This window comes from Microvirga sp. BSC39, from assembly GCF_000739015.1.
GTDB lineage: Bacteria > Pseudomonadota > Alphaproteobacteria > Rhizobiales > Beijerinckiaceae > Microvirga.
In genome coordinates, this window is sequence record NZ_JPUG01000073.1 from 30,365 (window position 1) to 54,042 (window position 23,678).

Annotated in this window: 27 protein-coding genes and 2 tRNA genes; 11 read left to right on the forward strand and 18 right to left on the reverse strand. The window is 63.5% G+C overall.

The features are described 5' to 3' along the window. Window positions 1-6: 6 nt before the first annotated feature. Window positions 7-888 carry a 3-hydroxybutyryl-CoA dehydrogenase gene (locus MA07_RS19635; RefSeq protein ID WP_036355616.1) on the forward strand — a complete coding sequence of 294 codons (882 nt, stop codon included), beginning with the start codon at window positions 7-9 and terminating at the stop codon, window positions 886-888. A gap of 46 nt (window positions 889-934) precedes the next feature. Here MA07_RS19635 and MA07_RS19640 read toward each other — a convergent pair whose 3' ends face one another. Then, the gene (locus MA07_RS19640) at window positions 935-1,453 is read right to left on the reverse strand and encodes a DedA family protein (protein ID WP_152568940.1); all 519 of its coding nucleotides are present in this window, start codon (window positions 1,451-1,453) and stop codon (window positions 935-937) included. Window positions 1,454-1,623: 170 nt separating this feature from the next. Between MA07_RS19640 and MA07_RS19645 the strand changes: the two genes are divergently transcribed. Further along, window positions 1,624-2,193 (forward strand): HNH endonuclease, encoded by a 570-nt coding sequence (locus MA07_RS19645; protein ID WP_036355619.1) that lies wholly within the window; start codon window positions 1,624-1,626, stop codon window positions 2,191-2,193. A gap of 17 nt (window positions 2,194-2,210) precedes the next feature. Here the strand turns inward: MA07_RS19645 and MA07_RS19650 are convergent, their stop codons facing one another. Beyond that, entirely contained in the window at window positions 2,211-2,714 is a 504-nt protein-coding gene (locus tag MA07_RS19650; protein ID WP_036355622.1) for a disulfide bond formation protein B, read from the reverse strand. Between the two features lie 58 nt (window positions 2,715-2,772). Further along, a complete protein-coding gene (locus MA07_RS19655; RefSeq protein WP_036355624.1) occupies window positions 2,773-3,354 on the reverse strand; it encodes a YqaA family protein in 582 nt (193 codons plus the stop codon). Window positions 3,355-3,505: 151 nt separating this feature from the next. Between MA07_RS19655 and MA07_RS19660 the strand changes: the two genes are divergently transcribed. Together MA07_RS19660 and MA07_RS19665 are read left to right on the forward strand one after the other, a co-directional pair. Next, window positions 3,506-3,590 (forward strand) — tRNA-Leu (locus tag MA07_RS19660). Window positions 3,591-3,859: 269 nt separating this feature from the next. After that, a complete protein-coding gene (locus tag MA07_RS19665) occupies window positions 3,860-4,054 on the forward strand; it encodes a hypothetical protein (RefSeq protein ID WP_036355627.1) in 195 nt (64 codons plus the stop codon). A 136-nt stretch (window positions 4,055-4,190) separates the two neighbouring features. Here the strand turns inward: MA07_RS19665 and MA07_RS30960 are convergent, their stop codons facing one another. Further along, window positions 4,191-4,448 carry a DUF1236 domain-containing protein gene (locus MA07_RS30960; RefSeq protein ID WP_244445308.1) on the reverse strand — a complete coding sequence of 86 codons (258 nt, stop codon included), beginning with the start codon at window positions 4,446-4,448 and terminating at the stop codon, window positions 4,191-4,193. Between MA07_RS30960 and MA07_RS30965 the strand changes: the two genes are divergently transcribed. Then, window positions 4,348-4,944 (forward strand): hypothetical protein, encoded by a 597-nt coding sequence (locus tag MA07_RS30965; RefSeq protein ID WP_244445311.1) that lies wholly within the window; start codon window positions 4,348-4,350, stop codon window positions 4,942-4,944. The two genes, MA07_RS30960 and MA07_RS30965, sit on opposite strands and share 101 nt — an antisense overlap. Before the next feature lie 219 nt (window positions 4,945-5,163). On the opposite strand, the gene MA07_RS19680 is transcribed toward MA07_RS30965, so the two are convergent. The 7 genes from MA07_RS19680 to MA07_RS19710 all read right to left on the reverse strand — a co-directional run bounded on the left by MA07_RS19680 (window position 5,164) and on the right by MA07_RS19710 (window position 11,491). Then, a complete protein-coding gene (locus tag MA07_RS19680; protein WP_036355633.1) occupies window positions 5,164-5,712 on the reverse strand; it encodes an RNA pyrophosphohydrolase in 549 nt (182 codons plus the stop codon). Window positions 5,713-5,937: 225 nt separating this feature from the next. After that, on the reverse strand, window positions 5,938-7,260 hold the full coding sequence (locus MA07_RS19685) for a S41 family peptidase (RefSeq protein WP_036355636.1): 1,323 nt from the start codon (window positions 7,258-7,260) through the stop codon (window positions 5,938-5,940). Further along, window positions 7,260-8,603, reverse strand: a complete 1,344-nt coding sequence (locus MA07_RS19690) for a peptidoglycan DD-metalloendopeptidase family protein (protein WP_081929057.1) — start codon at window positions 8,601-8,603, stop codon at window positions 7,260-7,262. Before MA07_RS19690 ends, MA07_RS19685 begins: the two co-directional genes overlap by 1 nt. 4 nt (window positions 8,604-8,607) lie before the next feature. Continuing rightward, window positions 8,608-9,102 (reverse strand): 23S rRNA (pseudouridine(1915)-N(3))-methyltransferase RlmH, encoded by a 495-nt coding sequence (gene rlmH, locus MA07_RS19695; RefSeq protein ID WP_036355639.1) that lies wholly within the window; start codon window positions 9,100-9,102, stop codon window positions 8,608-8,610. Window positions 9,103-9,117: 15 nt separating this feature from the next. After that, the gene (rsfS, locus tag MA07_RS19700) at window positions 9,118-9,498 is read right to left on the reverse strand and encodes a ribosome silencing factor (protein ID WP_081929058.1); all 381 of its coding nucleotides are present in this window, start codon (window positions 9,496-9,498) and stop codon (window positions 9,118-9,120) included. Window positions 9,499-9,596: 98 nt separating this feature from the next. Continuing rightward, a complete protein-coding gene (locus tag MA07_RS19705) occupies window positions 9,597-10,253 on the reverse strand; it encodes a nicotinate-nucleotide adenylyltransferase (RefSeq protein ID WP_081929059.1) in 657 nt (218 codons plus the stop codon). After that, window positions 10,250-11,491, reverse strand: a complete 1,242-nt coding sequence (locus MA07_RS19710; RefSeq protein ID WP_036355928.1) for a glutamate-5-semialdehyde dehydrogenase — start codon at window positions 11,489-11,491, stop codon at window positions 10,250-10,252. The genes MA07_RS19705 and MA07_RS19710 overlap by 4 nt, the downstream gene beginning before the upstream one ends. A gap of 187 nt (window positions 11,492-11,678) precedes the next feature. On the opposite strand from MA07_RS19710, the gene MA07_RS19715 reads away from it, so the two are divergent. Next, complete coding sequence (locus MA07_RS19715) at window positions 11,679-12,443, forward strand: DUF72 domain-containing protein (protein ID WP_036355931.1); 765 nt, start codon at window positions 11,679-11,681, stop codon at window positions 12,441-12,443. Here the strand turns inward: MA07_RS19715 and proB are convergent. The 5 genes from proB to rplU form a co-directional block, all read right to left on the reverse strand. Next, window positions 12,413-13,528: a glutamate 5-kinase gene (gene proB, locus MA07_RS19720; protein ID WP_036355642.1), complete on the reverse strand. Its 1,116-nt coding sequence runs from the start codon at window positions 13,526-13,528 to the stop codon at window positions 12,413-12,415. The two genes, MA07_RS19715 and proB, sit on opposite strands and share 31 nt — an antisense overlap. Beyond that, complete coding sequence (obgE, locus tag MA07_RS19725; RefSeq protein ID WP_036355645.1) at window positions 13,525-14,559, reverse strand: GTPase ObgE; 1,035 nt, start codon at window positions 14,557-14,559, stop codon at window positions 13,525-13,527. The genes proB and obgE overlap by 4 nt, the downstream gene beginning before the upstream one ends. A 146-nt stretch (window positions 14,560-14,705) precedes the next feature. Further along, window positions 14,706-15,356, reverse strand: a complete 651-nt coding sequence (locus MA07_RS19730) for a GNAT family N-acetyltransferase (RefSeq protein WP_036355648.1) — start codon at window positions 15,354-15,356, stop codon at window positions 14,706-14,708. Window positions 15,357-15,535: 179 nt separating this feature from the next. Next, the gene (gene rpmA / locus MA07_RS19735; protein WP_036355650.1) at window positions 15,536-15,802 is read right to left on the reverse strand and encodes a 50S ribosomal protein L27; all 267 of its coding nucleotides are present in this window, start codon (window positions 15,800-15,802) and stop codon (window positions 15,536-15,538) included. Between the two features lie 120 nt (window positions 15,803-15,922). After that, window positions 15,923-16,234 (reverse strand): 50S ribosomal protein L21, encoded by a 312-nt coding sequence (gene rplU / locus MA07_RS19740; RefSeq protein ID WP_036355934.1) that lies wholly within the window; start codon window positions 16,232-16,234, stop codon window positions 15,923-15,925. A 263-nt stretch (window positions 16,235-16,497) separates the two neighbouring features. Between rplU and MA07_RS19745 the strand changes: the two genes are divergently transcribed. Further along, window positions 16,498-16,587: transfer RNA gene (locus MA07_RS19745), tRNA-Ser, on the forward strand. Window positions 16,588-17,229: 642 nt separating this feature from the next. Beyond that, window positions 17,230-17,634 (forward strand): hypothetical protein, encoded by a 405-nt coding sequence (locus MA07_RS19755; RefSeq protein WP_052003348.1) that lies wholly within the window; start codon window positions 17,230-17,232, stop codon window positions 17,632-17,634. Between the two features lie 198 nt (window positions 17,635-17,832). Here MA07_RS19755 and MA07_RS19760 read toward each other — a convergent pair whose 3' ends face one another. Continuing rightward, window positions 17,833-18,288, reverse strand: coding sequence for a BLUF domain-containing protein (locus tag MA07_RS19760; protein ID WP_036355654.1), 456 nt, complete (start codon window positions 18,286-18,288; stop codon window positions 17,833-17,835). 167 nt (window positions 18,289-18,455) lie between these two features. On the opposite strand from MA07_RS19760, the gene MA07_RS19765 reads away from it, so the two are divergent. Beyond that, complete coding sequence (locus MA07_RS19765) at window positions 18,456-18,902, forward strand: PAS sensor domain-containing protein (protein ID WP_036355937.1); 447 nt, start codon at window positions 18,456-18,458, stop codon at window positions 18,900-18,902. A gap of 508 nt (window positions 18,903-19,410) precedes the next feature. On the opposite strand, the gene MA07_RS29090 is transcribed toward MA07_RS19765, so the two are convergent. Then, complete coding sequence (locus MA07_RS29090; RefSeq protein ID WP_244445302.1) at window positions 19,411-20,025, reverse strand: hypothetical protein; 615 nt, start codon at window positions 20,023-20,025, stop codon at window positions 19,411-19,413. 302 nt (window positions 20,026-20,327) lie between these two features. Here MA07_RS29090 and MA07_RS29745 point away from each other — a divergent pair, with 302 nt between their 5' ends. Beyond that, window positions 20,328-20,594 (forward strand): hypothetical protein, encoded by a 267-nt coding sequence (locus MA07_RS29745; RefSeq protein ID WP_152568942.1) that lies wholly within the window; start codon window positions 20,328-20,330, stop codon window positions 20,592-20,594. Window positions 20,595-20,633: 39 nt separating this feature from the next. Further along, window positions 20,634-23,420: a phosphoenolpyruvate carboxylase gene (gene ppc, locus MA07_RS19775; protein WP_036355660.1), complete on the forward strand. Its 2,787-nt coding sequence runs from the start codon at window positions 20,634-20,636 to the stop codon at window positions 23,418-23,420. The last annotated feature ends 258 nt before the right edge of the window (window positions 23,421-23,678 follow it).

Sequence of the window (23,678 nt, forward strand, 5' to 3'; positions counted from 1 at the left end):
AGATCGATGGGCATTGAGATCAAGACGGTTGGCGTGATCGGCGCAGGACAGATGGGGAGCGGCATCGCCCATGTCTGTTCGGTCGCGGGGTTCAACGTCCGGCTCAACGATCTCTCCGAGGACCGGATCAATGCCGGTCTGGCCACGATCAACGGCAACATGGCCCGCCAGGTCTCCAAGGGAGCCATCGCGGAGACCGACCGGCAGGCGGCGCTCGAGCGGATCAAGGCGGCCCGTTCGTATGATGACCTGGGCGCCTGCGACATCGTCATCGAGGCGGCGACCGAAAACGAGGAGGTGAAGCGCAAGATCTTCACCAATCTCTGCCCGTCGCTCCGGCCCGACGCCATGGTGGCCACCAACACCTCGTCGATCTCCATCACGAGGCTCGCGGCCGCCACGGATCGCCCTGAGAAGTTCATCGGCATTCATTTCATGAACCCGGTGCCGGTGATGCAGCTTGTGGAACTGATCCGCGGCATTGCCACCGACGACGCGACCTACGAGTCCTCCAAGGAATTCATCCACAAGCTCGGCAAGACCTCGACGGCCGCCGAGGACTTCCCGGCCTTCATCGTCAACCGCATCCTGCTGCCGATGATCAACGAGGCGATCTACACCCTCTACGAGGGCGTCGGCTCCGTGGAGGCCATCGACACGGCCATGCGGCTGGGCGCCAACCATCCCATGGGCCCGCTCCAGCTCGCCGACTTCATCGGCCTCGACACCTGCCTGTCGATCATGCAGGTGCTGCACGAGGGCTTGGCCGATTCCAAATACCGCCCCTGCCCGCTTCTGGTGAAATACGTCGAGGCAGGCTGGCTCGGCCGCAAGACCAAGCGCGGCTTCTACGATTATCGGGGCGAGAAGCCGGTTCCGACCCGCTGAGCCGGATCCGGCCGGCGAGGCCTGCCCAAGCCCCGCCGGTGCGGGGTCAGATCAGCCGCCGGAACGTGTCGGTAAAGAAGTATACGCCGAAGCTCCACAGGCCTGCCCACAGCGCCGCCCCAAGAGCGTTCGCCACCACGAAACGGCTCCAGGGCATTCCGACAGATCCGGCGATCAGGCCATTGAGCTGCCGCAGGACCACGATGAAACGCGCCGTGAGCACCATGAGGAAGCCCCTCGTCTGCGCCATGGTCTCAAGGCGCGTCAGGCGCTCAGGGGTGAGCTTCATGGCGGGGCCGAAGCGCCTCAGCAGGCGGCGGCCGCCGAACCGGCCGATCAGGTAGCCCGTGCTGTCGCCGAGCACGGCGCCCGTCCAGGCGGCCAGGAACACGTGCTCGATCTCGAGATCGCCCCGCGTGGCCAGCAGCGCGGCAGCGATCAGGGCACTCTCGCCCGGCAAGGGAACCCCGAAGGACTCGAAATAGAGGACGATCAACAGCCCCCAGGCCCCATAGGCGACGATCGCCGGTTCGATCCAGGCCAGGCCATGCTGCAACAGGGTCATCGAGGCACCGGAGCAAGGGTGCGCCCGAAGGTCATGGGGTCGATCATGGCCCACGCTTCCTGTGGGTGCGTCACAGACGTTCCTGCCTTAGATCTTCACAACAGCGTCACACTGCCTATAGTCTAATCAGACGGGATAACAGTCTTCTCTTTTTCCCAAGAGGAGGTGAGGTGACGATACACGTCCAACCTGTTGTGCGACCGGAGGCCTGCCCGGCCCTCGTCCTCAATGCCGACTACCGGCCGTTGAGTTATTACCCCCTGTCCATCTGGTGCTGGCAGGATGCGATCAAGGCGGTCTTCCTCGACCGGGTCAACATCGTGTCGGAATACGACAAGGTCGTGCGAAGTCCGACCTTCGAATTCCGCCTCCCCTCGGTCATCTCCTTAAAAACCTACGTCAAGCCGTCCCGGCACCCGGCCTTCACCCGCTTCAACGTCTTCCTGCGCGACCGCTTCAGCTGCCAGTATTGCGGCATTCGCGAGGACCTCACCTTCGACCACGTCATCCCCCGCTCCAAGGGCGGGCAGACCACCTGGGAAAACGTCGTCGCCGCCTGCGCGCCCTGCAACCTCAAGAAGGGGGACAAGCTGCCCCGCGAGGTGGAGATGTGGCCGAGGCAGAGCCCCTTCGCCCCCACGATCCACGACCTCCATTCCAACGGCCGTCTCTTCCCGCCGAACTATCTCCACGACAGCTGGATGGACTATCTGTACTGGGACAGCGAGCTGGAGCCGTAAGGCCTTGCGCCTTCGGCTTATCGGCGACCAAGGAAGAACCCCTTGTCGCCCGCTGCCCTGGCCGCGAAGGCTGCAAGCGCGAGCGAGATCAGCACGTTCCACCCTGCCAGGGACAGGCCCAGGAAGCGCCATGCGGCTTCCGTGCAGCTGACCACGCGGGTGTTCTGGAGCTGGTTCAGGAAATCGCCCACATTCCCCGCGCCCTGGCCCGCTCCGCCGCCGCAATCGCTCGGCCCCGCGAAGAGGCCCCACTCGACCCCCGAATGATAGGCGCCGAGCCCTGCGCTCACGATGAAGATCAGAGCGAGGAGCCACAGGCCCGCCCGCGACCAGCGCGGCGGCAGGAGGGCGGCCACGATCCCCAGCGGAATGGCGATGTAATAGGGGGTGCGCTGGATCAGGCAGAGCTTGCAGGGCACGTAGCCGAAGACATGCTCGAAGACGAGCGCGCCACCGATTGTGGCCGCCGCCGCCAGGGCGATGGCAAGAGCGACGTGCTTGACGTTGAGCTGCAGCCGCATCCGGAACTCCGATACCGTCTCGCCTGAAGGTGGGGGCCAACCCTTTCCGGGCAAAGACCTAGAACAGGAATTTCACAGCAGCGAAGCCGCCGATGAACAGGGCCACGCTCAAGGCGGCGATCAGGTTGAAATGGCGGTCGATCAGCGCCTTGATGGAGGGTCCGAACCGGCTCATCAACAGGGCGATGAAGTAGAAGCGCGCGCCACGCGCCAGGAACGAGAGCAGGATAAACCAGAGCAGATTGTAGCTGGCAAGTCCGGACATGATCGTGACGAGCTTGTAGGGAAGCGGCGTCAGGCCGCCGAGCACGATCACCCAGGACCCGTACTGCTCATACCAGGTCCGAAAGAGCTCCACCTTGTCGCTCAGGCCATAGAGGTCGATCAGCCAGAGGCCGACCGTGTCGTACATCAGGAGGCCGATCATGTAGCCGAAGACGCCGCCCAAGACCGACGTGACGGTGCAGATGGTGCCATAGAGCCAAGCCCTGTCCGGACGGGCGAGCATCATGGGCAGGAGCATCACGTCCGGCGGCACGGGAAAGAAGGAGCTTTCCGAGAAGGAGACGGCAGCCAGCGCATAGGGGGCCGAAGGCCGGGCCGCAAGGGACAGGGTCCAGTCGTAGAGGCGTCTCAGCATGATGTTCCGCAGAGGTGTGGCGGCGAACGGGTCCGTTCGCCGCACCCCTTTGGCACAAGCTGGTCGGAATAGCGAGAGGTTGACCTGCGGCTTCCCTTCACATCTGGCGCATTGACCAGTCTTCATGCCTCATGGTACGTCGCAGGTCCTTGCCCCTGTGGCGGAATTGGTAGACGCGCTCGACTCAAAATCGAGTTCCGCAAGGAGTGCTGGTTCGATCCCGGCCAGGGGCACCACTGACCCTTCAGTGGTACGGCGAGAAGCCGACGCAGATCCGAAAATGCAAAGTCGCTGAGCCCCGCCGATCTTGGGGCTGCGCTGCGCATGGCTGCCGCCTTGCTCATCTCAATGGATTATTGCTTTCGGGCTACCTCATCTTCCACGTTGCAGAGGCGGCTATGTTTGGAACAAATGCCCGGGCTGGGGATGACGGATGCGAATGGAGCCTTGGAGGCGACCAAGCCGCATCAAGAAAGCAGTCAATCCAAGCCGGGAGGGGCATGTCATGGAATATGAAATCGAAGCAGTCGCGCGCGCGTTGTATTCTGTCGAAGACGACGCTCAGGTGTGGGAGCGTGAGCCGGAGATCCTCAAGGAAGAATTCCGTGAGCATGCCCGGACTGCCCTGGCGTTGCTTGCGCAGCACCGCAGGCAGGAGCGATATGACAGTCAGGCCGTCGCCTTTCCTTATGCCGCGTAGGCTCTGGCGCCATTCCGCTTAGTTTTTCTAGAAATCCGGGACCTGCAAAGGTCGTCATAGCCTCATGACGAGAACGCCCGCGGCTCGACTGAGCTGCGGACGCCTTGGTTGAGACGTGCCGTCGCTGTGCTGCCGATCAGCCGCGACGCTCGATCACCGTCACGATGCGACGGGTGCGGGGCTCGAGGATCACGACCTGATCGCGCACGACGATGTATTTGCACTCCGGCAGGCCGGTCAGAATGCGCTGAACATTGTCCGGGCAATCGTAAAGGGTGGTCACCGAGGTCGGAATGGTCGAGCCGACGCTGACGCTGAACTCCACATTGGTGAGCGGCTGGACATTCACGCTGGTGAACGACCGCGAGATCTGCGTCCGCTGCTCCGAGGTCACGCTGATATTCGTGGAGCTGGACGAGTTCGTGCTGCCGGTGGTGTTGGTATTGGCGGCGCCGCCCGTCGTATTGGATGCATTGCCCGTGGTGTTCGAGCTGCCGCTCGTGCCGCTGGAGGCGGTGCCGGACGTCGTGCCCTGCGTCGTCCCCTGTGCCGTGCCGGAGGTGCCGGAAGTACCCGACGTGCCGGACTGGGCGCTATCGGTCGAGCTGCCGCCCGTGGTGGAGGTGCCGGACGAGCCGCCGGTGCTGCTGGAAGCGGACCCCGAGGTCGTTCCGCTCGACGAGCCGGATGCGCCGCCCGTGGTCGAGCCCGAGGTGCCACCGGACGAACCGCCGGGCGCCATGATGGTGGAGCCGCCCGAGGAACCGCCCGAAGTGCCGCCGGAGCTGCCGCCGCTCGAGCTGCCGCTGCTCGTCTGCGCCATGGCAGCCACGCTCAGGGAAAGGGTTGCTGCTGCTACGCCGGCCAGTAAAGTAACACGCATTGGATGAGACCTCCCTATGATGGAGGGCCGACAATGACCCTCTGTAATGCCTATCAACGGGGGTTTTCAGCTAGGGTTCCGTTCCCATCCATAAGTGCTGGCGGCGTACATCTGCGGTTCATGAACATGAACAAAAACCCTGAAAAACCGGGCTTTTTCTGTTTGAAATTCATTCTCTGAGGGCAAGCGCGGAAGGCGCTGTGCGGAGCCCGATCATGCAGGCTCGTCAGGGATGAGCCGTGCTGTGCAGATGGGTAGACACGAGCGGCGCGAAAGCCGTCACGACATTCTCGTAAACAGGTCGTTTGAACGGGATGATCAGTTCCGGCAGGCGACGCATCTCTTCCCAGCGCCACTCGTCGAATTCGGGCCTGTGGCCGCCGCCGCCCGGGTGATGGATGTTGATCTCGCTGTCATCGCCCTCGAACCGGAAGGCGAACCATTTCTGGTTCTGCCCGCGGTAGCGCCCGCGCCAGGCGCGCCCCGCGACCATGGTGGGCAGGTCGTAGGCATACCATTCGGGCGCCTCGGCCAGCAGGCTCACGGAGCGGACGCTGGTTTCCTCATAGAGTTCGCGCAAGGCCGCCTGATAGGGCTCCTCGCCAGGATCGATCCCGCCCTGGGGCATCTGCCAGGAATAGCCGTCGGAGGCCGCGTCGGCCTCGGAACGGCGCCGGCCGATGAAGACCAGGTCATCCTTGTTGATCAGCATCACGCCGACGCAGGAGCGGTAGGGCAGATCCTTTCTGGCCTGTGATCCTCTTGCGCTCCTCATCGGACACTCACTCCCTTCAATCACGAAACCCGAATGCGGCCGGTTCTTATTAGTGCCGATGCTTGGTCATGGTTCCGAAGCAGGAAGAGAGAGTGCCGCTTCACCGGCGCTCGCACAAGCTTTTCCGCGGGGCTGTGGATGCCGCAACAGAAACGGGCCCGGCGGATATTCATCCCGCCGGGCCCGTTTGCATCAGTGTTTCTCGAACGAAAGGACGACCCGTCCTTAGTTCGGATTCGGTGCCGTGGTCGTGTTGGCCGCGCCCTTGCGGACGCCGTGCAACAGGTCATAGGCGGCGATCAGCTGCTTGTCCTTGCTTGCATCCGTCGGGATGTAAGCGGAGGAACCGCCGCGCTCTTCCTTGTCGCCGCCATTGCTCAGGTGGCCGCGCAGGCCGGCCTCGCCCTTGGTCTCGTCCTTGCCCTTCAGCTCTTCGGGGATGTCCTGCAGCACCTCGACGTCAGGATCGATGCCCTTGGCCTGGATCGAACGTCCGGACGGCGTGTAGTAGCGGGCCGTCGTCAGGCGCACGGCCCCGTTGCCGCCGAGCGGGATGATGGTCTGCACAGAGCCCTTGCCGAACGAGCGCGTTCCGAGAACCGTCGCGCGCTTGTGGTCCTGCAGGGCGCCGGCCACGATCTCGGAAGCCGAGGCCGAGCCGCCGTTGACGAGCACCACCAGGGGCTTGCCCTTGGTCAGGTCGCCGGCCTTGGCGCTGAAGCGCTGGGTGTCCTCGGCATTCCGGCTGCGGGTCGAGACGATCTCGCCGCGGTCGAGGAAGGCATCGGAGACCATGATGGCCTGGTCGAGCAGGCCGCCCGGGTTGTTGCGCAGGTCGATCACGAAGCCCGCCACCTTGTCGGCGCCGATGTCGCTGGTGAGCTTGTCGATGCCGGCGCGCAGGTTCTCGTAGGTCTGCTCGTTGAACTGGGTCACGCGCAGCACGCCGATGTCGCCCTCGACGCGGGCCCGGACCGGGCGCACCTTGATGGTCTCGCGGGTCAGCTTCACCACCACCGGATCCTTGGCTTCCTTGCGCTGGATCTTGAGGGTGACGGAGGAATTGACCGGGCCGCGCATCTTGTCGACCGCCTGGTTCAGGTTGAGGCCCTGGACCGGCTCGTCGTTGATGTGGGTGATGATGTCGTTGGCCATGACGCCGGCCCGGGAGGCTGGGGTCTCGTCGATCGGGGTCACGACCTTGACGAGGCCTTCCTCCATGGTGACCTCGATGCCGAGACCGCCGAACTCGCCGCGGGTCTGCACCTGCATGTCGCGGAAGCTCTTGGCGTCCATGAAGCTGGAATGCGGGTCGAGGGAGGTGAGCATGCCGTTGATGGCAGCCTCGACCAGCTTGGCCTCTTCCGGCTTTTCAACGTAATCCGTGCGGACCTTCTCGAAGACGTCTCCGAAAAGGCTCAGCTGCCGGTACGTGTCGGCCGAGGCGGCAACCGCGCTCATGCCGGACAGAAGGCTGGTCTGCGACACCATGGTCGCGCTGCCCGCACCGATGGCCGCACCGAGAATCAAGAGGGATAGTTTGCGCATTATCCGCGAACCTTTTCGCTTTGCGATTTTGCCCACCAGGGACTTGGGTCAATCGAACCGCCGTCTTTCCTGAACTCAACATAGAGGACGGGATTGTTCTTTTCTATGGCGGCGCCGATCAAACTCATGAGAGGAGCCTCCCCCATGGTCGCAACGGGCTCGCCGGCGAGCACGAACTGCCCGACATCGACATTGATTTGGTCCATACCGGCCAGAAGAACATAGTATCCCCCACCGGCATTGATGATCAAGAGTCGACCATAGGAGCGGAAGGGGCCTGCAAAGGCCACCCACCCATCCGCGGGTGATACCACGGTTGCATTCTGCCGCGTCGTGATCGAAATGCCACGCGTCGTTCCGCCATACCCGTCCGAGGCGCCGAACTCCAGGGTCGTCTCGCCGCTGACCGGGCGCGGCAGCAGGCCCCTGGCTTCCGCGAACGGGATTTTCGGGGCCAGTCGCGCCGGATCCCGGAAGGCCAACTGGGCAAACTTCTCACGGGTCTGACGCTCCTGGGCCTCGGCGGCCTTGCGGGCCTCCTCGGAGGCCCTCTGCGCGCCTGCGATCTCCGCTTCGATGCGGTCGATGAGCTCCTTGAGGGTTCCGGCCTGCCGGGCCAGCTCTTCGGCTTTCGAGCGCTCGGCACCGGCATCGCGCTCCACCTCGGCGATGCGGCCCTGGCGCGCCTCCATGAGGGCGGCGACGCGCTCCTGCTCGCGGGTGAGGGCCGTCAGCTCCCCGTTCAGGGTCGCGCGGTCGGCGGTGATCGCCTCCTTCAGGCGCACGAGTTCGGTCAGGTCCGTGGCCAGGATCTCGGCCTCGACGCGCAGTTCGGGAAGAACGGCCCCCAGCATGATCGAGGCGCGCACCGCCTCGAGCATGTCCTCGGGGCGCACCAGCACGGCCGGCGGCGGGCGGCGGCCCATGCGCTGCAGGGCCGCGAACACCTCGATGATGACGCCTCGGCGGCTCTGCAGGGAGCGGCGAATGGCCGCCTCGCTGGAGGTCAGGGTCTGAAGCCGCTGCTCCAGGCCCCGGATGCGGTCCTCGGTGCCGCGCACCCGCTCGGCGGTTCCGATCAGAGCCGCATTGAGCTTGGCCCGGTCCGCCTTGATGGATTCGATCTCGGCCTCCAGGCGCCGGCGGGCCTCGGCATTGGCCGTGATCGCCTCCTCCAGCACCTTGAGATCCTGCTCCCGGCGCGCCTTCTCCTCGGCCGTTTCGACCGGGGCTGCCGGGGGCGCAGGCGCGGGCTGCTGGGCCCCGACGGGGCTCAGGCTGGCGACTGTCAGCAGGGCGGCAAGGCCGAAAACCTTGCAGGAAAAGGATTTGAAACGGAGCATCCGGTCAGGAATCATCGTGGCCGGCGCGATGATAAGGGTGACCGGCTATGATTGTCAGGGCCCTATAGAGCTGTTCGGCCACGAGCGCCCGCACAATCTGGTGCGGCATGGTGAGCGCCCCGAAGGATACCACGAGCTCGGCGCGCTGGCGCAGCTTGGGATCGAGGCCGTCGGGCCCGCCGATGACGCAGGCGATCCCGGCGCGGCCCTCGTCGCGCCATTGCCTGATCTTCTCCGCGAAAGCTTCGCTGGAGGGGCTCTTGCCGCGCTCGTCGAACACGATCAGCACGGAGGAGCCGGCCTTCTCGAGCAAAGCCGCAGCCTCTTCCGCGCGCCGGTCATCGTCCCGTCGCGCGCGGCTCTCCGGCAGCTCGACCATGTCGAGCCCGGCCAGACCCAAGGCCCGGCCCATGCCCTCGACCCGTTGCCTGTATCGCTCGACCAGCTCCCGCTCGGGGCCGCTTTTCAGACGGCCCACGGCCAGCAAGCTCAATCGCACGATAGATGCCTTATGCTAGCTGGCGCGGTCCTGCGGACGGTCGGCGCCCCACATCTTCTCAAGGTTGTAGAAGCCACGAACCTCGGGACGGAAAACGTGGATCAGCACGTCGCCGGCATCGATGAGCACCCAATCGCAGGCCGGCAGGCCTTCGACGCGCGCGTTTCCGAACCCCTTGTCCTTGAGGTCCTTGATCACGCGCTCGGCGATCGCGCCGACATGGCGGTCGGAGCGGCCCGAGGTGACGATCATGGTGTCGGCAAGCGAGGTTTTTCCGGCCAGGTCGATCTCGACCGTGTTCTCGGCCTTCATATCCTCGAGGGAGGCCAGGGCAGCGGCCCGGATATCCTCTACTGCAGGAGCATCCGCTCCAGAGGGAGGAGGAAGCGGGTTCATGTCCGCTTCGACGGAAGATAGTCGGTTCAGGTTCAGGCCCTTTCTCAGCAGCACTCTAAGGTGCCGACCCTTAAGATAATGCGGGAAGGCCCCATTTTTCAACGTCCTCCAATGGGAGAAGTTCGTCGCAACTGCCGCAGCTGTGTGGACGAGAGGTGGGACCGGGGTCCGTGCAGGAAGACCCAGGCAGGCGGCTGCAGGCCCGGCAGGGCCAGGGCGTCGGCCTCGTCGATCCGCCCCTTGGCCAGGGCCGTGGCGCTGCGGGAGCGAACGGCCTTCAGGGTCCAGCCGGGCCGGTCGATGATGGCGATCGGCATCATCCGGGCGATGCGCCGCCAGCCCCGCCAGCGGTGGAAGCCCGCCAGATTGTCCGCCCCCATGATCCACACGAATCGGACGTTCGGATAGCGCCCCTTGAGGTAGGACAGGGTGTCGACCGTGTAGCGGGCCCCTATCTCCTCCTCGAAGGCGGTCACGTCGATGCGGGGGTGATCGGCCACAGCCCGAGCTTCCTCCACCCGCATGGCCGTGGTGGCGAGCTCCCCGGTGTCCTTGAGGGGATTGCCCGGGGTGACGATCCACCAGACCCGGTCGAGCCCGAGCCGCTTCAGGGCCATCTGGCTGACATGGCGGTGCCCGGCATGGGCCGGGTTGAAGGATCCGCCATAGAGGCCGATCCGCATGCCGGGGGCAGCCCGCGGCAGGCGGGTCAAGCCCGAGGGCCTGATGCGGAAGCGGGAGGTCGAAGGCTTCACGGACGCGTCTGGCCCGAACCACGGATGCGGTATTTGAACGAGGTCAGCTGCTCGACTCCGACGGGCCCCCGGGCATGCATGCGCCCGGTGGCGATGCCGATCTCGGCCCCGAAACCGAACTCGCCGCCATCGGCGAACTGGGTCGAAGCGTTGTGGAGCACGATGGCGGAATCCACCTCGGCCAGGAAGCGCTCGGCAGCGGCCTCGTCGTCCGTGACGATGGAATCCGTGTGGTGGGAGCCGTAAGCCTCGATATGGGCAATGGCCTCATCGAGCCTGTCGACCACCCGGACGGAGATGATGGCGTCGAGATATTCGGTGCGCCAATCCTCCTCGGTCGCCGGTGTGACCCGAGGATCAACGGCCTGAACCGTCTCGTCGCCGCGCACGGCGCAACCGGCCTCGAGCAGCATGGCGACCAGCGGCTCGAGATGGGTCGCGGCGGCGGCACGGTCCACCAGCAGCGTCTCGGCCGAGCCGCAGACGCCGGTGCGGCGCAGCTTGGCGTTGAGCACGATCCGCTTCGCCATCTCCAGCTCGGCTCTGGCATGCACGAAGACGTGGCAGATGCCCTCCAGATGCGCGAAGACCGGCACCCGGGCCTCCTCCTGCACCCGCGCCACGAGGCTTTTTCCCCCGCGCGGCACGATCACGTCGATGTTGCCGTCGAGCCCGGCCAGCATGGCGCCCACAGCGGCCCGGTCGCGGGTCGGCACGAGGCGGATGGCATCGGCCGGGAGACCCGCCTGCTCCAGCCCCTCCCCCATCGCCTGGGCGATAGCGAGCGACGTGCGGAAGCTCTCCGACCCCGTGCGCAGGATCGCGGCATTGCCGGCCTTGAGGCACAGCGCCCCCGCATCCGCCGTCACGTTGGGACGGCTCTCGAAGATCACTCCGACGACGCCGAGCGGCGTCGCCACCCGGTCGATCTGCAGGCCGTTCGGGCGCTCGAAACGCGCCAGCACGCGCCCGACCGGATCGGGCAGGTCGGCGATGCTCTCGACCGCAATCGCGACGGCCTCCAGCCGCTCGGGGTTCAGCATGAGCCGGTCGATGAAGGAGGCAGGCTGTCCCTTGGCCTTCGCCTGGGCGAGATCCTGTTCATTGGCGGCGAGGATCGCACCGGCCTGCGCCCGGATGCGGGCGGCCATGGCACGCAATGCGGCGTTCTTGTCCTCAGGGCTGGCGAGCGCCACCTGCCTGGCGGCCACCCGCGCACGGCGGCCGATTTCGCGCATGAGAGCAGGCACGTCCGGCTCTCCGACCGAAGCCGCACCTGGTGCGTTGAGATAGTCAGCGAGCACTTCAGAAATCAAGGCGCGAATGTCGTCCATGTCCAAGTCCCAGCCCCTGAACACCTCAGGGGAAATGCCTCATTCGGAACCCATAGCACGGCAGGCAGCCCTGGAGCCAAGCCGCTCCACCCTGCCTGAGATCCGCATCGGAACCTCGGGCTGGCACTATCGATCCTGGCATGGACCTTTCTACCCGGCGCGTCTGAAGATCAAGGACTTCCTGTCCTACTACGTCCAGCGCTTCGACACGGCGGAGATCAACAACTCCTTTTACCGCCTCCCTACAGAGCGGGCCGTACAGGCCTGGCACGATTCCACGCCGAAGCGGTTCCTGTTCGCCTGGAAGGCTTCACGCTTCATCACCCACATGAAACGGCTGAAAGGAATCGAGGAGAGCATCGACCTCGTCTTCGGCCGCATGAGCAGCTTAAGCGACAAGTTCGGCCCGGTCCTGTTCCAGCTGCCGCCCACCTTCAAAGCCGATGCGGAGACGCGGGAGCGGGTGGCGCGCTGCCTGTCGCTGGTGCCGCAAGGACGCCGCTGCGCCTTCGAGTTCCGGCACCCGAGCTGGTACGAGGAGAGCGCTTTCCGGATCCTGCGGGATCACAACACGGCCCTGTGCATCTCCGACCATGCGGATGCGCCTGCGCCCTGGGAGGCGACCGCCGATTTCGTCTATGTGCGCGCGCACGGCACCAATGGACGCTATGCGGGCAGCTACTCGGCCGAAACGCTGCAGGACTGGACTCACCGCATTGCCGATTGGCGAAAGGACGAGCGCAGCGTCTACGTGTATTTCGACAACGACATCAAGAGTGCCGCCCCCGGCGATGCGCAGACCTTGCTGAGGCTCGTGGACGAGGATCAGTCGCTCAGCGCCATGTCGTCCCGGTGAACCATCTCGGTGCGGCCGGGATAGCCGAGGATGCCTTCGATCTCGCGGCTCGGCCGGCCGATGATGCGCGCCGCATCTTCCGCGTCATAGGCCACAAGGCCGCGGCCGAGGGTGCGGGCTTCGCTGCGGATCGTCACCGCATCGCCGCGATGGAACGAGCCTTCGATCCGACGCACGCCCACCGGCAGCAGGCTCGCGCCGCTCTGGAGCGCACGGGCCGCGCCCTCGTCCACAATGAGCGTGCCGCGCGGCTCGAGGGCGCCGGCAATCCAGGTCTTGCGGGCAGTGGCCGGATTGGACGGCGTGAGGAACCACGTGCAGCGCCCGCCCTCGGCCACGCGTTTCAACGGATTCTTCGTGCGGCCATCCGCGATGATCATGTGCGTGCCGCCGGCCGTGGCGATCTTGCCGGCTTCGATCTTGGTGCGCATGCCGCCGCGCGACAGCTCGGAGGCCGCGCCCCCCGCCATGGCCTCGATGGCCGGCGTGATGCGCTCGACCACCGGGATATGCTCGGCATTGGGATCGGATGCAGGCGGGGCCGTGTAGAGGCCGTCGATGTCGGAGAACAGCACCAGGAGATCGGCGCCGATCATGGTAGCGACGCGGGCGGCCAGCCGGTCGTTGTCGCCGTAACGGATCTCGGAGGTCGCCACTGTGTCGTTCTCGTTGATCACCGGAACGGCGCGCATCTCCAGAAGCTTCAGGGTGGTGGCGCGGGCGTTCAGGTAACGCCGCCGCTGCTCCGTGTCGGAGAGCGTCACCAGGATCTGACCGGCCGTGATGCCGTGATGGGCCAGAACCTCCGACCAGGTGCGGGCGAGCGCGATCTGCCCGACAGCCGCGGCCGCCTGGCTCTCCTCGAGCCGCAACGGACCGGAGGGCAGCCCCAGCACCGTGCGCCCCATGGCGATGGCCCCGGAGGAGACTACGAGAACGTCGGCGCCCTTGGCGTGAAGATCGGCAATGTCTTCGGCCAACGCCGCAAGCCAGGCATGGTTCAGCCGTCCGCGCGCCCGATCCACAAGCAGGGCGGAGCCGACTTTCAGGACAACGCGGCGGAACTGGCTGAGGCTTGGGCTCACGGATGCCACTCTTCCTGAGGCTGGGCGGGCTCTTCCTCGACCTTGGCCTGATCGATCACGGTGAGGAGCGCCTGCAGCACCTCCTGGACGCCCTGACCTGAGGCCGAGGAGATCACGTAGGGCGTGCGCTTGCTGGCTTTCTTTAGCTTCTTCAGCTGCTCCTTTAGGGTGTCCTCGTCCAGGGCATCCGCCTTGGACAGGGCCACGACTTCCGGCTTCTCATCCAGGCCATGGCCATAGGCCTCGATCTCGTGACGGACGGTCTTGTAGGCCTCGCCTGCATCCTCGCTCGTGCCCTCCACCAGATGCAGCAGCACCCGGCAGCGCTCCACGTGGCTCAGGAAGCGGTCGCCGAGGCCCACGCCTTCCGACGCGCCCTCGATCAGGCCCGGAATATCGGCCAGCACGAACTCGCGGTTATAGGCCCGCACCACCCCGAGGCCTGGATGAAGCGTGGTGAAGGGGTAATCGGCGATCTTCGGCTTGGCGGCCGTGGTCGTCGCCAGGAAGGTGGACTTGCCGGCATTGGGCAGCCCGACAAGGCCCGCATCCGCGATCAGCTTGAGGCGCAGGATCAGGGTGCGCTCGATGCCCTCCTGGCCGGGATTGGCCCGGCGCGGGGCGCGGTTGGTCGAGGTGGTGAAATAGGCATTGCCGAAGCCGCCATTGCCGCCTTTGGCCAGCAGCACCCGCTGGCCCACATGGGTCATGTCGGCGATGACGGTTTCGCCATCCTCCTCCAGGATCTCCGTGCCGGCCGGGACTTTCAGCACCGCATCGGTGCCCTTGGCGCCATGCCGGTTCTTGCCCATGCCGTGGCCGCCGGTCTTGGCCTTGAAATGCTGCTGGTAGCGGTAGTCGATGAGGGTGTTGAGCCCCTCCACGCATTCCGCCCACACGTCGCCGCCGCGGCCGCCGTCGCCGCCATCCGGGCCGCCGAACTCGATGAACTTTTCACGGCGAAAGGAGATGGCGCCGCCACCGCCGTTGCCGGAGCGAATATAGATCTTGGCTTGGTCGAGAAATTTCATAACCCGCATCCTTTACGGGACTGGAGCCCTTTTCGCAAAAGCGGATCTGCTCTCGCGGTTAAAATGCGCCATCCACGTCCAACGTGCGGGAGCAACGCGGACAAAAGAGAAGCGCTCCCGGAAAGTTCTCCGGAAGCGCCTTTGTGTTAGCTCGCGAGAGAGATCTCCCGCTCCACCTCGACCTCGAGGGAGAGCGGCTCGCGCACGAAGCCGGTGTGGCCCCAGGCCTTCAGGCTCTCCCAGGTGCGCCGGTCGAGCCGGAAGTGATCCACCGGATAGAGGCCGCACCGGGCCGGCAGCTCGGAGAGCCCCGCGCCCTGATAGGCGAAGCCGCACTTTTCCAGCACCCGCCGGGATCCTGGGTTGATCACCCGGGCGCAGGCCGTGACCTCGTCCTCCTGGCCATAGGCGAAGAAGGCGTCGATCAGGGCCCGGACCGCCTCCGTGGCATAGCCCTTGCCCCAGTAGGGGGTGCCGAGCCAGTAGCCCAGGTTCGGCTTGCCCGTGTCCGGATCAGGCCCGATTCCCACCATGCCGATGAGGCTGTTGGGCTTGCCCTTCGGCGTGATGGCGAGCTGCAGGCCCTGGCCGTCCGCATTGGACCGCCTGGACTGGAAGATAAATCGCTCGGCGGCGTCCGGATTGTACGGATGCGGAATTCGCGCCGTCATCTCCGCGACCGCTTTCTCCCCGGCGAGGCGTACGATGGCTTGAGCATCCGCAAGACGGGCCCAGCGCAGCCACAGGCGGCGGGTCTCGAGGCGGAAAACATCGTCACGGGTGAGGTCGGGAAACATCGTCTTGCTCCGATCCGTTGGGCCCTCCCTGGGCCCGGAAAACACGAAGGGGAGGTGGACATCCCACCTCCCCTGTCGATCTCGGATTGGAGCTTGGCCTTTAGGGGGCCTGTCTGGAGCTCTTCATCCGCCGGGTCGGTGTGATGCCGGCGGGAGCTCCTTCGTTTCGCTCTCGCCGTTTACTCTGCGGCCTCTTGGGCCGGTACGACCGATACGAATGCTCGGCCTTGACGCGTCAGGAATCGGACTCGGCCATTGGCCGTGGCAAAGAGGGTGTGGTCTTTGCCCATGCCGACATTCGCGCCGGCATGCCATTTGGTGCCGCGCTGACGAATAATGATGTTGCCGGCGACAACCTGCTGATCGCCGAAGCGCTTCACGCCCAGACGACGGCCTGCCGAGTCGCGACCGTTGCGAGACGAACCGCCTGCTTTCTTATGAGCCATGGGTAACTCCCGTGTTCCTTAAACTGAGCCCTGCCTTTCGGCGGAGCCGGCGCAGCCTCTTCGGCCGCTGCCTCGTGTTCTAACCTGACCTAAAGCCGCTGACCGGCTCTCGCCCTGACCTTACGCGCGGATCTCGGTGATCCGCACCACGGTGTAGTCCTGGCGATGCCCGCGCTTGCGGCGCGAATTCTGGCGACGGCGCTTCTTGAAGGAGATGACCTTCTCGCCGCGGGTGTGTTCCACCACTTCGCCTGCCACGGTCACGCCCTGCATGAGGGGGGCGCCCACCTGGGTCTTGCCGTCGTTCGTGACCATGAGAACCTGGTCGAAGGTAACGGCGGTGCCCGGCTCGCCTGCGAGCGTGGCGACGGTGATGACGTCGTTGGCGGCAACGCGATACTGCTTGCCGCCGGTCTTGATCACTGCGAACATCTTGATCCTCGTGTTCAAACCCAAGTCTCAGCGGGGACAACCCCGCCGGATTGGCTTTTTGGCAGTTTCCGGCTTCGGTTCACGGCAGCCTCAGGCCACCGCATGGATATGCGCAGGCACTCGTGCCCGCCCATAGAGGACGCCTATCTACGGGCACCCCCGGTCTTTGTCAATCAAAAACCTTGCTTTTGGCGCTTGAAGCGCCGCCAAGCCCATGATATCCACCCCGCCTCAACCAGCGGGCTTACACGCCTTCGCACCCCGGAGAGGTGGCAGAGTGGTTGAATGCACCGCACTCGAAATGCGGCATACGGGCAACCGTATCGGGAGTTCGAATCTCCCCCTCTCCGCCATTCCTGCCCAAAACCGAGCGTTCACCTTAAATCCAGGCTCCACATAGGTTTCATGCCGCCCGAGTGGCACACATGATCCTTGCAATGGCACGTCCCTGGAAGCATCCCGAGACCGGCGTCTACTGCTTCCGCGGGCGGGCTCCCACCCGCCTCCTCACGTCTGTAGGCAAGCGCGAGGGAAAAGCGCAGCCTCCGGACCAAAGACTGGTCTGAGGCTGAGGCCCGATACGGGGACGTAGCCCAGGAGATTTGGGCGCAGGAATCGGTGTGGGCCCGTTTTGCCCCATCCGGGAGAGCACGTCCTCGGGATCGCTTCTTGGGCCGAGCCCGCTGGCGCGGCCTTGTCGACGGAATTCGGGCCGAGCATGGGATTATGCCCGATCCGGCATCCCTGCGCCGATTGATGCATGCAGCCTTGGATGCTGTTCGTCAGCCTAACGAGCGTCTTGAGCGCGCCGCTAGCGGGAATTACCGCCCAGATCCGATGGCAGACCGCTTCCCAACATGGACGCCAGCGCTCCAAACGCCGATCCGCGCGCCCGCCCCTACCCTGCCCTTCGAGCATTGGTGGGGCGTCTACCAGGAGCGAGCCAAGCTCGCGCCCAGGAGCGCGTCAAGCGATAGTCCGGCACCCTTCGCCGCATGGTGAGCCATGTGGGAAGCGGTGATCTTGCGAACATCACCCGTGAGCAACTGATAGAATGGAAGAATGCCCTTCTTGATGAGGGTCTCAACCCGCTGAGCGTTCGGGATGCCTGTCTTGCCTCGGCCAAGGCCTTGTTCTCCTTCCTCGTCAGTGAAGGAAAGCTCGATGGGAATCCGGCATTGGGGATCGAGGTTGCCGTGTCGATGAGGGCAAAGTTGCGGGACCCCGAGTTCACGGATACCGAGGCTGAAACCATCCTATCCGCGACACTGGCTCCATTCAGCAACCTCATCTCACCTGAACATGCTGCGGCCCGGCGTTGGGTGCCATGGCTCTGTGCCTATCTTGGCGCACGCGTCAATGAGTTGACCCAGCTGCGCCCTGAGGATGTTAAGGAGTGAACAGGAACCCGTAGGCTGCCCGACCGGCGCAGTGAGCCATTTTCCTGCTGGGTCCTCAGGATCATGCCCGAGGCCGTCAGCGTGAAGACCCACTGCACCGGCGGGTGGAGATCAGTGTTGAGAGCACCTAGGCCGTTGGCTTTTCTCTACGAACAGGCCGAAACCTTTGCATGATAGTGTCTGGGTCGGAAGTGATGTTCAGCTCGCCTGCTTATGAGCCGATCTGCGAGTGCGTTCGAACTCATTGAGGTCAAGTGCCAGGGCGAACAGCTTTTCCCATTTCACCTTGGTCGGATCGATAGGTCCGCCGAAACCATGGCTCAGATAGACTTCCTGGACATCGATAGACCGCATGGCGCCGCCCATGGTCCACTCCGGGAAGGAGCGCTCTGCGACGTCACGCGTGTTCATGACGGTCGACATTCCATGACGGGTATCACGGGCAATCCTAGTGTAGGTCTCTGAGACTTTCGCGCGATCACCCTCCAGGATCTGGACAAACCAGGACTTGTCGAAGATCAGGTACCCGGTGATGCCATCGCGGCCATTGTTGCGCTGAGACGCCGATAGAATCTCGCGCAGGTTGATGAGCTGAGTTCTGTCGTCCCCCGGCGTCTTGTTGCGGCTGTAATAGATGAGTTGGTGAACGGTCATCGGGCAATCTCCACTGCGAGCTTCCTCCCCGCTGGCGCTATTCAGCCTCAAAACATTCTAATGAACCGCTAATTTGAGGGCTGGCACACCCGAGCTCATGAATGGCAAAGGAAAATCTTCATTAACACAATCTGAATTAAAGCTGGTTGCTCACCCAAGGTACTATTATGGATGTAACGGCTCTTATCCCCATTCTTGCGGATCGATTTCCGATCCCGGTCGTAATCACAGGGTCAGTTCTTGCTCACCCGGGGCCGGTTATCAGTTACGTGAATCCAGCCTTTGAGCAGATGGCGGGTTACTCGAAGGGCGAGTTGATCGGTCAGTCCCCGAGAGTCCTTCAAGGTCCGCGCACGTCACCACACACCAAGCGAGTCATGATGCGCACGCTCTTGCGCGGCCAGCGCTTTCATGGGTTCCTCACCAACTACCGCAAAGGGGGAGAGGAGTATCAGTGCGAGGTCGATGTCCGTCCGCTTCACGACACCGCAGGACAGGTGGGTGCATTCATTGCCTTTGAGCGAGAGGTTGTAAGACGTCGGGGCAGGCCCTCAAGCCATAGCAGGTTCATAGCCCTCGACAACGTGGAGATCACCGGCCTCTTTGCGATCTAGCTATCCAGTCTCGTCGTTAAATAGACCGGGTCAAAGAAACATTTGGTCTTCCTGATCTAGGTTGTGCAGATGAACTCGTATGGGTGAGGCCCTTCACGGTCTTGGGTCATCGGGCGAAGTATAGACGCCTGCGAAGACAGCCAGATGCTGCTGGAGGTGGTCATGTGGATGCGGCGAAGTAAGCCCCGATTTGAACCTACGGAACAGTGTGCCGAGCAGTTCGGACAACGCCCGGAATGGAGATCGCGGCCGGGAACTGCTCCTCCAGTTCCTCGGATATCGGTCCGATGGAATGCGAGATTGTCGGAGGCCTAAGATTCGGCTGTGGGTCAATGAGTAACGATCAGCAGACGAAATGAAGGTCCGCTCACCGCGACATGAGCAGACCAAAGCGTTTCTTCCGGGATGGGCCATCACCGGACATTCTGAAGCGCTGAGGATCTTGGGGAAGCCTCCACATCGGCGAGCACCTAGCCTATCTTCCGGCGGGGGCACATGCCTCATTCGCTCAAGACACCGGACGATCAATTGCTTGACACCGCTCCACGATAAACGTGCAGCTTGCTGTCATCGTATTATCCGGCGCCAATATGCGAAGTCCATGAAACTCCAGGTCTGGAGGCAGGTTGTGCGCATCAACAGCATGGCTAACAGGCTCGAAGCAGAAGAAGCCTGCGTCCTCCGAAGGAGAGTAAAGAATGAAATGGGCAAGCTCGGAACTTGCACGACACCGCAGCGTAAGGTTTCTGCTTGGCCACGTGACCGTTGCTTCACCGGCCCAGTCATCAAACCATCGTGAGATGAACCCGCTTGGCAACCTTGCACCACCCTCGAAGTTCCACTCAGGATGCATCGAAACGGGTACATTCTCCTTCGGCAGCATCGCCTCGTCAGATAACCACATCGAAACTGCCGATGCCTTTAGCAACGTATCAGGCGTGCGGGGCATCCAGGGGTGGAACCCAAGACCGTATGGGAGAGGAAAGCGGCTGAGATTGGTCACGCTGACATCCATCCGCATGGCAGAGTGCGTGAGCGTGTAAGTCAACCGCGCGTGATAGTGAAAGGGTCCGGGGCCAAACGACGTCATGGTCAGCACGACGGATGTCTTCGTTGCCTCCAAGACTGACCATCTCGACGAGAATGCGTTGCCATGAACGGCGCAGGGCTGATTTGGAACATTCGGCTTGGGTACCAGTCTTTATAGCCCCGGGATGACGCCTACGGAGGTTGCCGAACGCGCAAAGGCGACGCTTCGTTCGTACGATGTTGCGATGAAAAGTGTTACATCAAAAGATCAGATCCAAATGGCCGAACCCTGAGTGCTTCAGGCGTAAGGACAGCGGAGTAAGGCAAAATATGAGTTTGGAACGGTCTGACGCCTTCAACGAAACTCCGTTGCCTGGGGGCATCTCAGGAGAGCAGATGCTGTACTTCTTTCATGTTCAGCTGAAGGAGGACGTCGTATGCGACACCTCGGGTGTAGAACTTCCGGACATTGAGTCTGCACGGTCAATAGCCTTGCAAAGTGCCAGGGAGTTGGTGGCAGAAGCCGTCAGGTTGGGCCGGGATACCGACTTCGAGGCCATTCTTGTTGCAGATGTTCATGGCTCGCCTATCATCCATGTCGCTGCAGGAGATGTAGTTCCTAATAGCCTGCGGCATCAAACGCGCTCTCCAGCATTGCTCTAGGGGTTCGATGATCAAGATCACTGCAGCGGGATTCATGCCATGTCCCTGATCAACCCCGATGTTACGCCCGAGAAAGACTTCCCGCTCCGCGATGACATTCGCCTCTTGGGGCGCCTGCTGGGCGACACAATCCGCGAGCAGGAGGGGGAGGCGGCCTTCGAGATTGTGGAGCGCATCCGCCAGACTTCGATCCGCTTTCATCGCGACGAGGACGAGGTGGCTCGCCGCGAGCTTGAGACGATCCTGAACAGCCTCTCGCGCGGGCGTACGAATCAGATCATCCGCGCCTACAGCTACTTCTCGCATCTAGCGAATATCGCCGAGGACCAGCACCACGTACGGCGCTCGCGCGCTCATGCGATGGCGGGTGCCCATGCCATGACGGCGCCGGCTCCGCGGGAGGGCACGCTGGCGCGGGCTCTGAAGCTCGTGCAGGAGACCGGCATCAGCCAAGCGGCCTTGCAAGCCTTCTTCTCGTCAGCCCTGGTCTGTCCCGTTCTAACGGCCCATCCGACGGAGGTGCGCCGCAAGAGCACCATCGACCGGGAGATGGAGATCTCGCAGATCCTGGCGCAGAGGGATCGTCAGGACCTGACGCCCGAAGAGGAGGTCGCCTGCCAGGAGAGCCTGCGCCGTGCGATCCTGACTCTGTGGCAGACGAGCATCCTGCGTCGCAACCGGCTGAAGGTGATCGACGAGGTCAATAACGGCCTGTCATATTACGACTACACCTTTTTCAAGGAGTTGCCGCGAGTTTACGCCTCATTGGAGGATCAGCTTGCAGCAATCGATCCTGTTTGGGAAACCACTGAACTTCCCTCCTTCCTGCGGATGGGCAGCTGGATCGGCGGTGACCGGGATGGCAACCCCTTTGTAACAGCGGATGCTCTGCGTCAGGCTCTTCTGCTTCAGAGCAAGCATGCGCTCGCCTTTTACCTGGAGGAACTGCATTGCCTCGGGGCCGAGCTGTCCCTCGACGGCCGCTACGTGAATGTGTCCGATGAGGTGCAGGAGCTCGCCAAGGCATCACCCGATTCATCGCCTCATCGCCAGGACGAGCCCTATCGCCGCGCGATTACGGGCATGTATGCACGCCTTGCCGCCACGGCTGCCGCGCTCGGCCATGGCGATATCGCTCGTCATGCCGTGGGCGATGCACCCGCCTATTCAAGTGTCGAGGAATTCGCAGGCAATCTGTCGGTTCTTCATCGCTCTCTGCTGTCGAACGGATCGGGATCGCTGTCGCGCGGGCGTCTGCGCAAGCTGCGCCGCGCTGTCGATGTGTTCGGCCTCCATCTCGCAAGCCTCGATATGCGCCAGAACTCCGACGTGCATCAGCGCGTCGTGGCGGAGCTGTTCGAGAAGGCGATGCCGGGCACGGGCTATGAGGCTCTGTCGGAGGAGAAGCGTGTAGCATTGCTCCTGGAAGAGCTCAGGACGCCAAGGCCTTTGACCTCACCCTATCTCGACTATTCGGCTGAGACGTCATCGGAACTCGCCATCGTTCACGAAGCCGCCGAGGCCCATCGGCGCTACGGCCGCGCAGCTGTGCCAAATTACGTGATCTCGAAGGCCAGCGACCCGTCCGATATACTGGAGGTGGCCCTGCTCCTCAAGGAGGCAGGCCTGCTGCGCCCGCGCGAAGGCGAGATTTATGTCAACATCATCCCGTTGTTTGAAACCATCGCTGACCTTCGCCACTGCAGCCATGTCATGGATGCACTTTTTGCCTTGCCTGACTACATGCGATTGCTGCGCAGTCGTGGGCAGGCGCAGGAGGTGATGCTCGGCTATTCCGACAGCAACAAGGATGGCGGATTCCTCACCTCCGGCTGGGAACTCTACAAGGCCGAGATCGAGTTGGTCGATGTCTTCAAGCGTCATGGCGTGGCCCTTCGCCTCTTCCATGGCCGCGGCGGATCGGTCGGTCGCGGCGGCGGACCAAGCTATCAAGCGATCCTCGCACAGCCAGGCGGTGCCGTGCAGGGCGCCATCCGCATCACGGAACAGGGAGAGGTGATCGCCGGCAAGTACTCGAACCCCGACCTTGGGCGTCGCAACCTGGAGATCCTAGCCGCTGCCACGCTCGAAGCCTCCCTGCTGCATTCCGGCCAGCCTGCGCCGCGTGAGGAATATCTGCAGGCCATGGAGGAACTCTCCAACAGCGCCTTCACGGCCTATCGTGCCCTCGTCTACGAGACGGAAGGCTTCGAACGCTATTTCTGGGAATCCACCGTCATTGGCGAGATCGCCAATCTCAACATCGGCAGCCGCCCCGCCTCGCGCACGAACTCCCGGCGCATTGAGGATCTGCGGGCCATTCCGTGGGTGTTCGGCTGGGCGCAATGTCGCCTGATGCTGCCCGGGTGGTACGGGTTCGGTTCGGCCGTGAATGCCTGGTTGGAGAAAAGACCCGAGACTGGCCTTGCCCTGCTGCAGGAAATGTACCGGGAATGGCCGTTCTTCCAGGCGTTGCTCTCGAACATGGACATGGTGCTGGCCAAGAGTAACATCGCCATCGCGTCCCGCTATGCGAACCTTGTGGAGGACGAGGCCCTGCGCAACGCCATCTTCCCGCGCCTGCGGCACGAGTGGGAGGATTCAATCAAGCAACTGCTCGCCATCATGCAGCAGCAATCGCTGCTCGACGGAAATCCGCTTCTCGCCCGCTCGATCCGTAACCGCTTCCCCTACCTGGATCCGCTGAACCATCTGCAGATCGAGCTTCTGAAGCGCCACCGCTCCGGCGATGCCGACGAGCAGGTGGTGCAAGGGATTCACCTGTCCATCAACGGCATCGCGGCAGGCCTGCGCAACAGCGGCTAGGAGGAGTCCAAAACGGGCGTTCTGCCCCTCCCGTAGATCGAACTGTCAGGTTCGCGGTAGTTCCGGGTCCATGACGGGCTCCCAGGCATGAACATGATGTCCGTATTGCGGCTTCCGTCTCCCAACCGCTCGTCCCTATCCTGACCGGGAACTGGTTCAACCTAAATCCACCGCTTACCGAGCCAGTCCAGGACGACCTGTCCCCGTCCGGTGCCAGCAGCAGACATTCCAACGCAATGGTGCAGTTCTGCGCCGGAA

Coding starts and splice junctions, on each gene's coding strand:
- MA07_RS19635 (WP_036355616.1), top strand. CDS start 7: ATGGGCATTGAGATCAAGACGGTTGGCGTGATCGGCGCAGGACAGATG.
- MA07_RS19640 (WP_152568940.1), bottom strand. CDS start 1,453: ATGACCCTGTTGCAGCATGGCCTGGCCTGGATCGAACCGGCGATCGTC.
- MA07_RS19650 (WP_036355622.1), bottom strand. CDS start 2,714: ATGCGGCTGCAGCTCAACGTCAAGCACGTCGCTCTTGCCATCGCCCTG.
- MA07_RS19655 (WP_036355624.1), bottom strand. CDS start 3,354: ATGCTGAGACGCCTCTACGACTGGACCCTGTCCCTTGCGGCCCGGCCT.
- MA07_RS19665 (WP_036355627.1), top strand. CDS start 3,860: ATGGAATATGAAATCGAAGCAGTCGCGCGCGCGTTGTATTCTGTCGAA.
- MA07_RS30965 (WP_244445311.1), top strand. CDS start 4,348: ATGGTCGAGCCGACGCTGACGCTGAACTCCACATTGGTGAGCGGCTGG.
- MA07_RS19680 (WP_036355633.1), bottom strand. CDS start 5,712: ATGAGGAGCGCAAGAGGATCACAGGCCAGAAAGGATCTGCCCTACCGC.
- MA07_RS19685 (WP_036355636.1), bottom strand. CDS start 7,260: ATGCGCAAACTATCCCTCTTGATTCTCGGTGCGGCCATCGGTGCGGGC.
- MA07_RS19690 (WP_081929057.1), bottom strand. CDS start 8,603: ATGCTCCGTTTCAAATCCTTTTCCTGCAAGGTTTTCGGCCTTGCCGCC.
- rsfS (WP_081929058.1), bottom strand. CDS start 9,498: ATGAACCCGCTTCCTCCTCCCTCTGGAGCGGATGCTCCTGCAGTAGAG.
- MA07_RS19710 (WP_036355928.1), bottom strand. CDS start 11,491: ATGCGCGAAATCGGCCGCCGTGCGCGGGTGGCCGCCAGGCAGGTGGCG.
- obgE (WP_036355645.1), bottom strand. CDS start 14,559: ATGAAATTTCTCGACCAAGCCAAGATCTATATTCGCTCCGGCAACGGC.
- MA07_RS19730 (WP_036355648.1), bottom strand. CDS start 15,356: ATGTTTCCCGACCTCACCCGTGACGATGTTTTCCGCCTCGAGACCCGC.
- rpmA (WP_036355650.1), bottom strand. CDS start 15,802: ATGGCTCATAAGAAAGCAGGCGGTTCGTCTCGCAACGGTCGCGACTCG.
- rplU (WP_036355934.1), bottom strand. CDS start 16,234: ATGTTCGCAGTGATCAAGACCGGCGGCAAGCAGTATCGCGTTGCCGCC.
- MA07_RS19755 (WP_052003348.1), top strand. CDS start 17,230: ATGGTGAGCCATGTGGGAAGCGGTGATCTTGCGAACATCACCCGTGAG.
- MA07_RS19760 (WP_036355654.1), bottom strand. CDS start 18,288: ATGACCGTTCACCAACTCATCTATTACAGCCGCAACAAGACGCCGGGG.
- MA07_RS19765 (WP_036355937.1), top strand. CDS start 18,456: ATGGATGTAACGGCTCTTATCCCCATTCTTGCGGATCGATTTCCGATC.
- MA07_RS29745 (WP_152568942.1), top strand. CDS start 20,328: ATGCTGTACTTCTTTCATGTTCAGCTGAAGGAGGACGTCGTATGCGAC.
- ppc (WP_036355660.1), top strand. CDS start 20,634: ATGTCCCTGATCAACCCCGATGTTACGCCCGAGAAAGACTTCCCGCTC.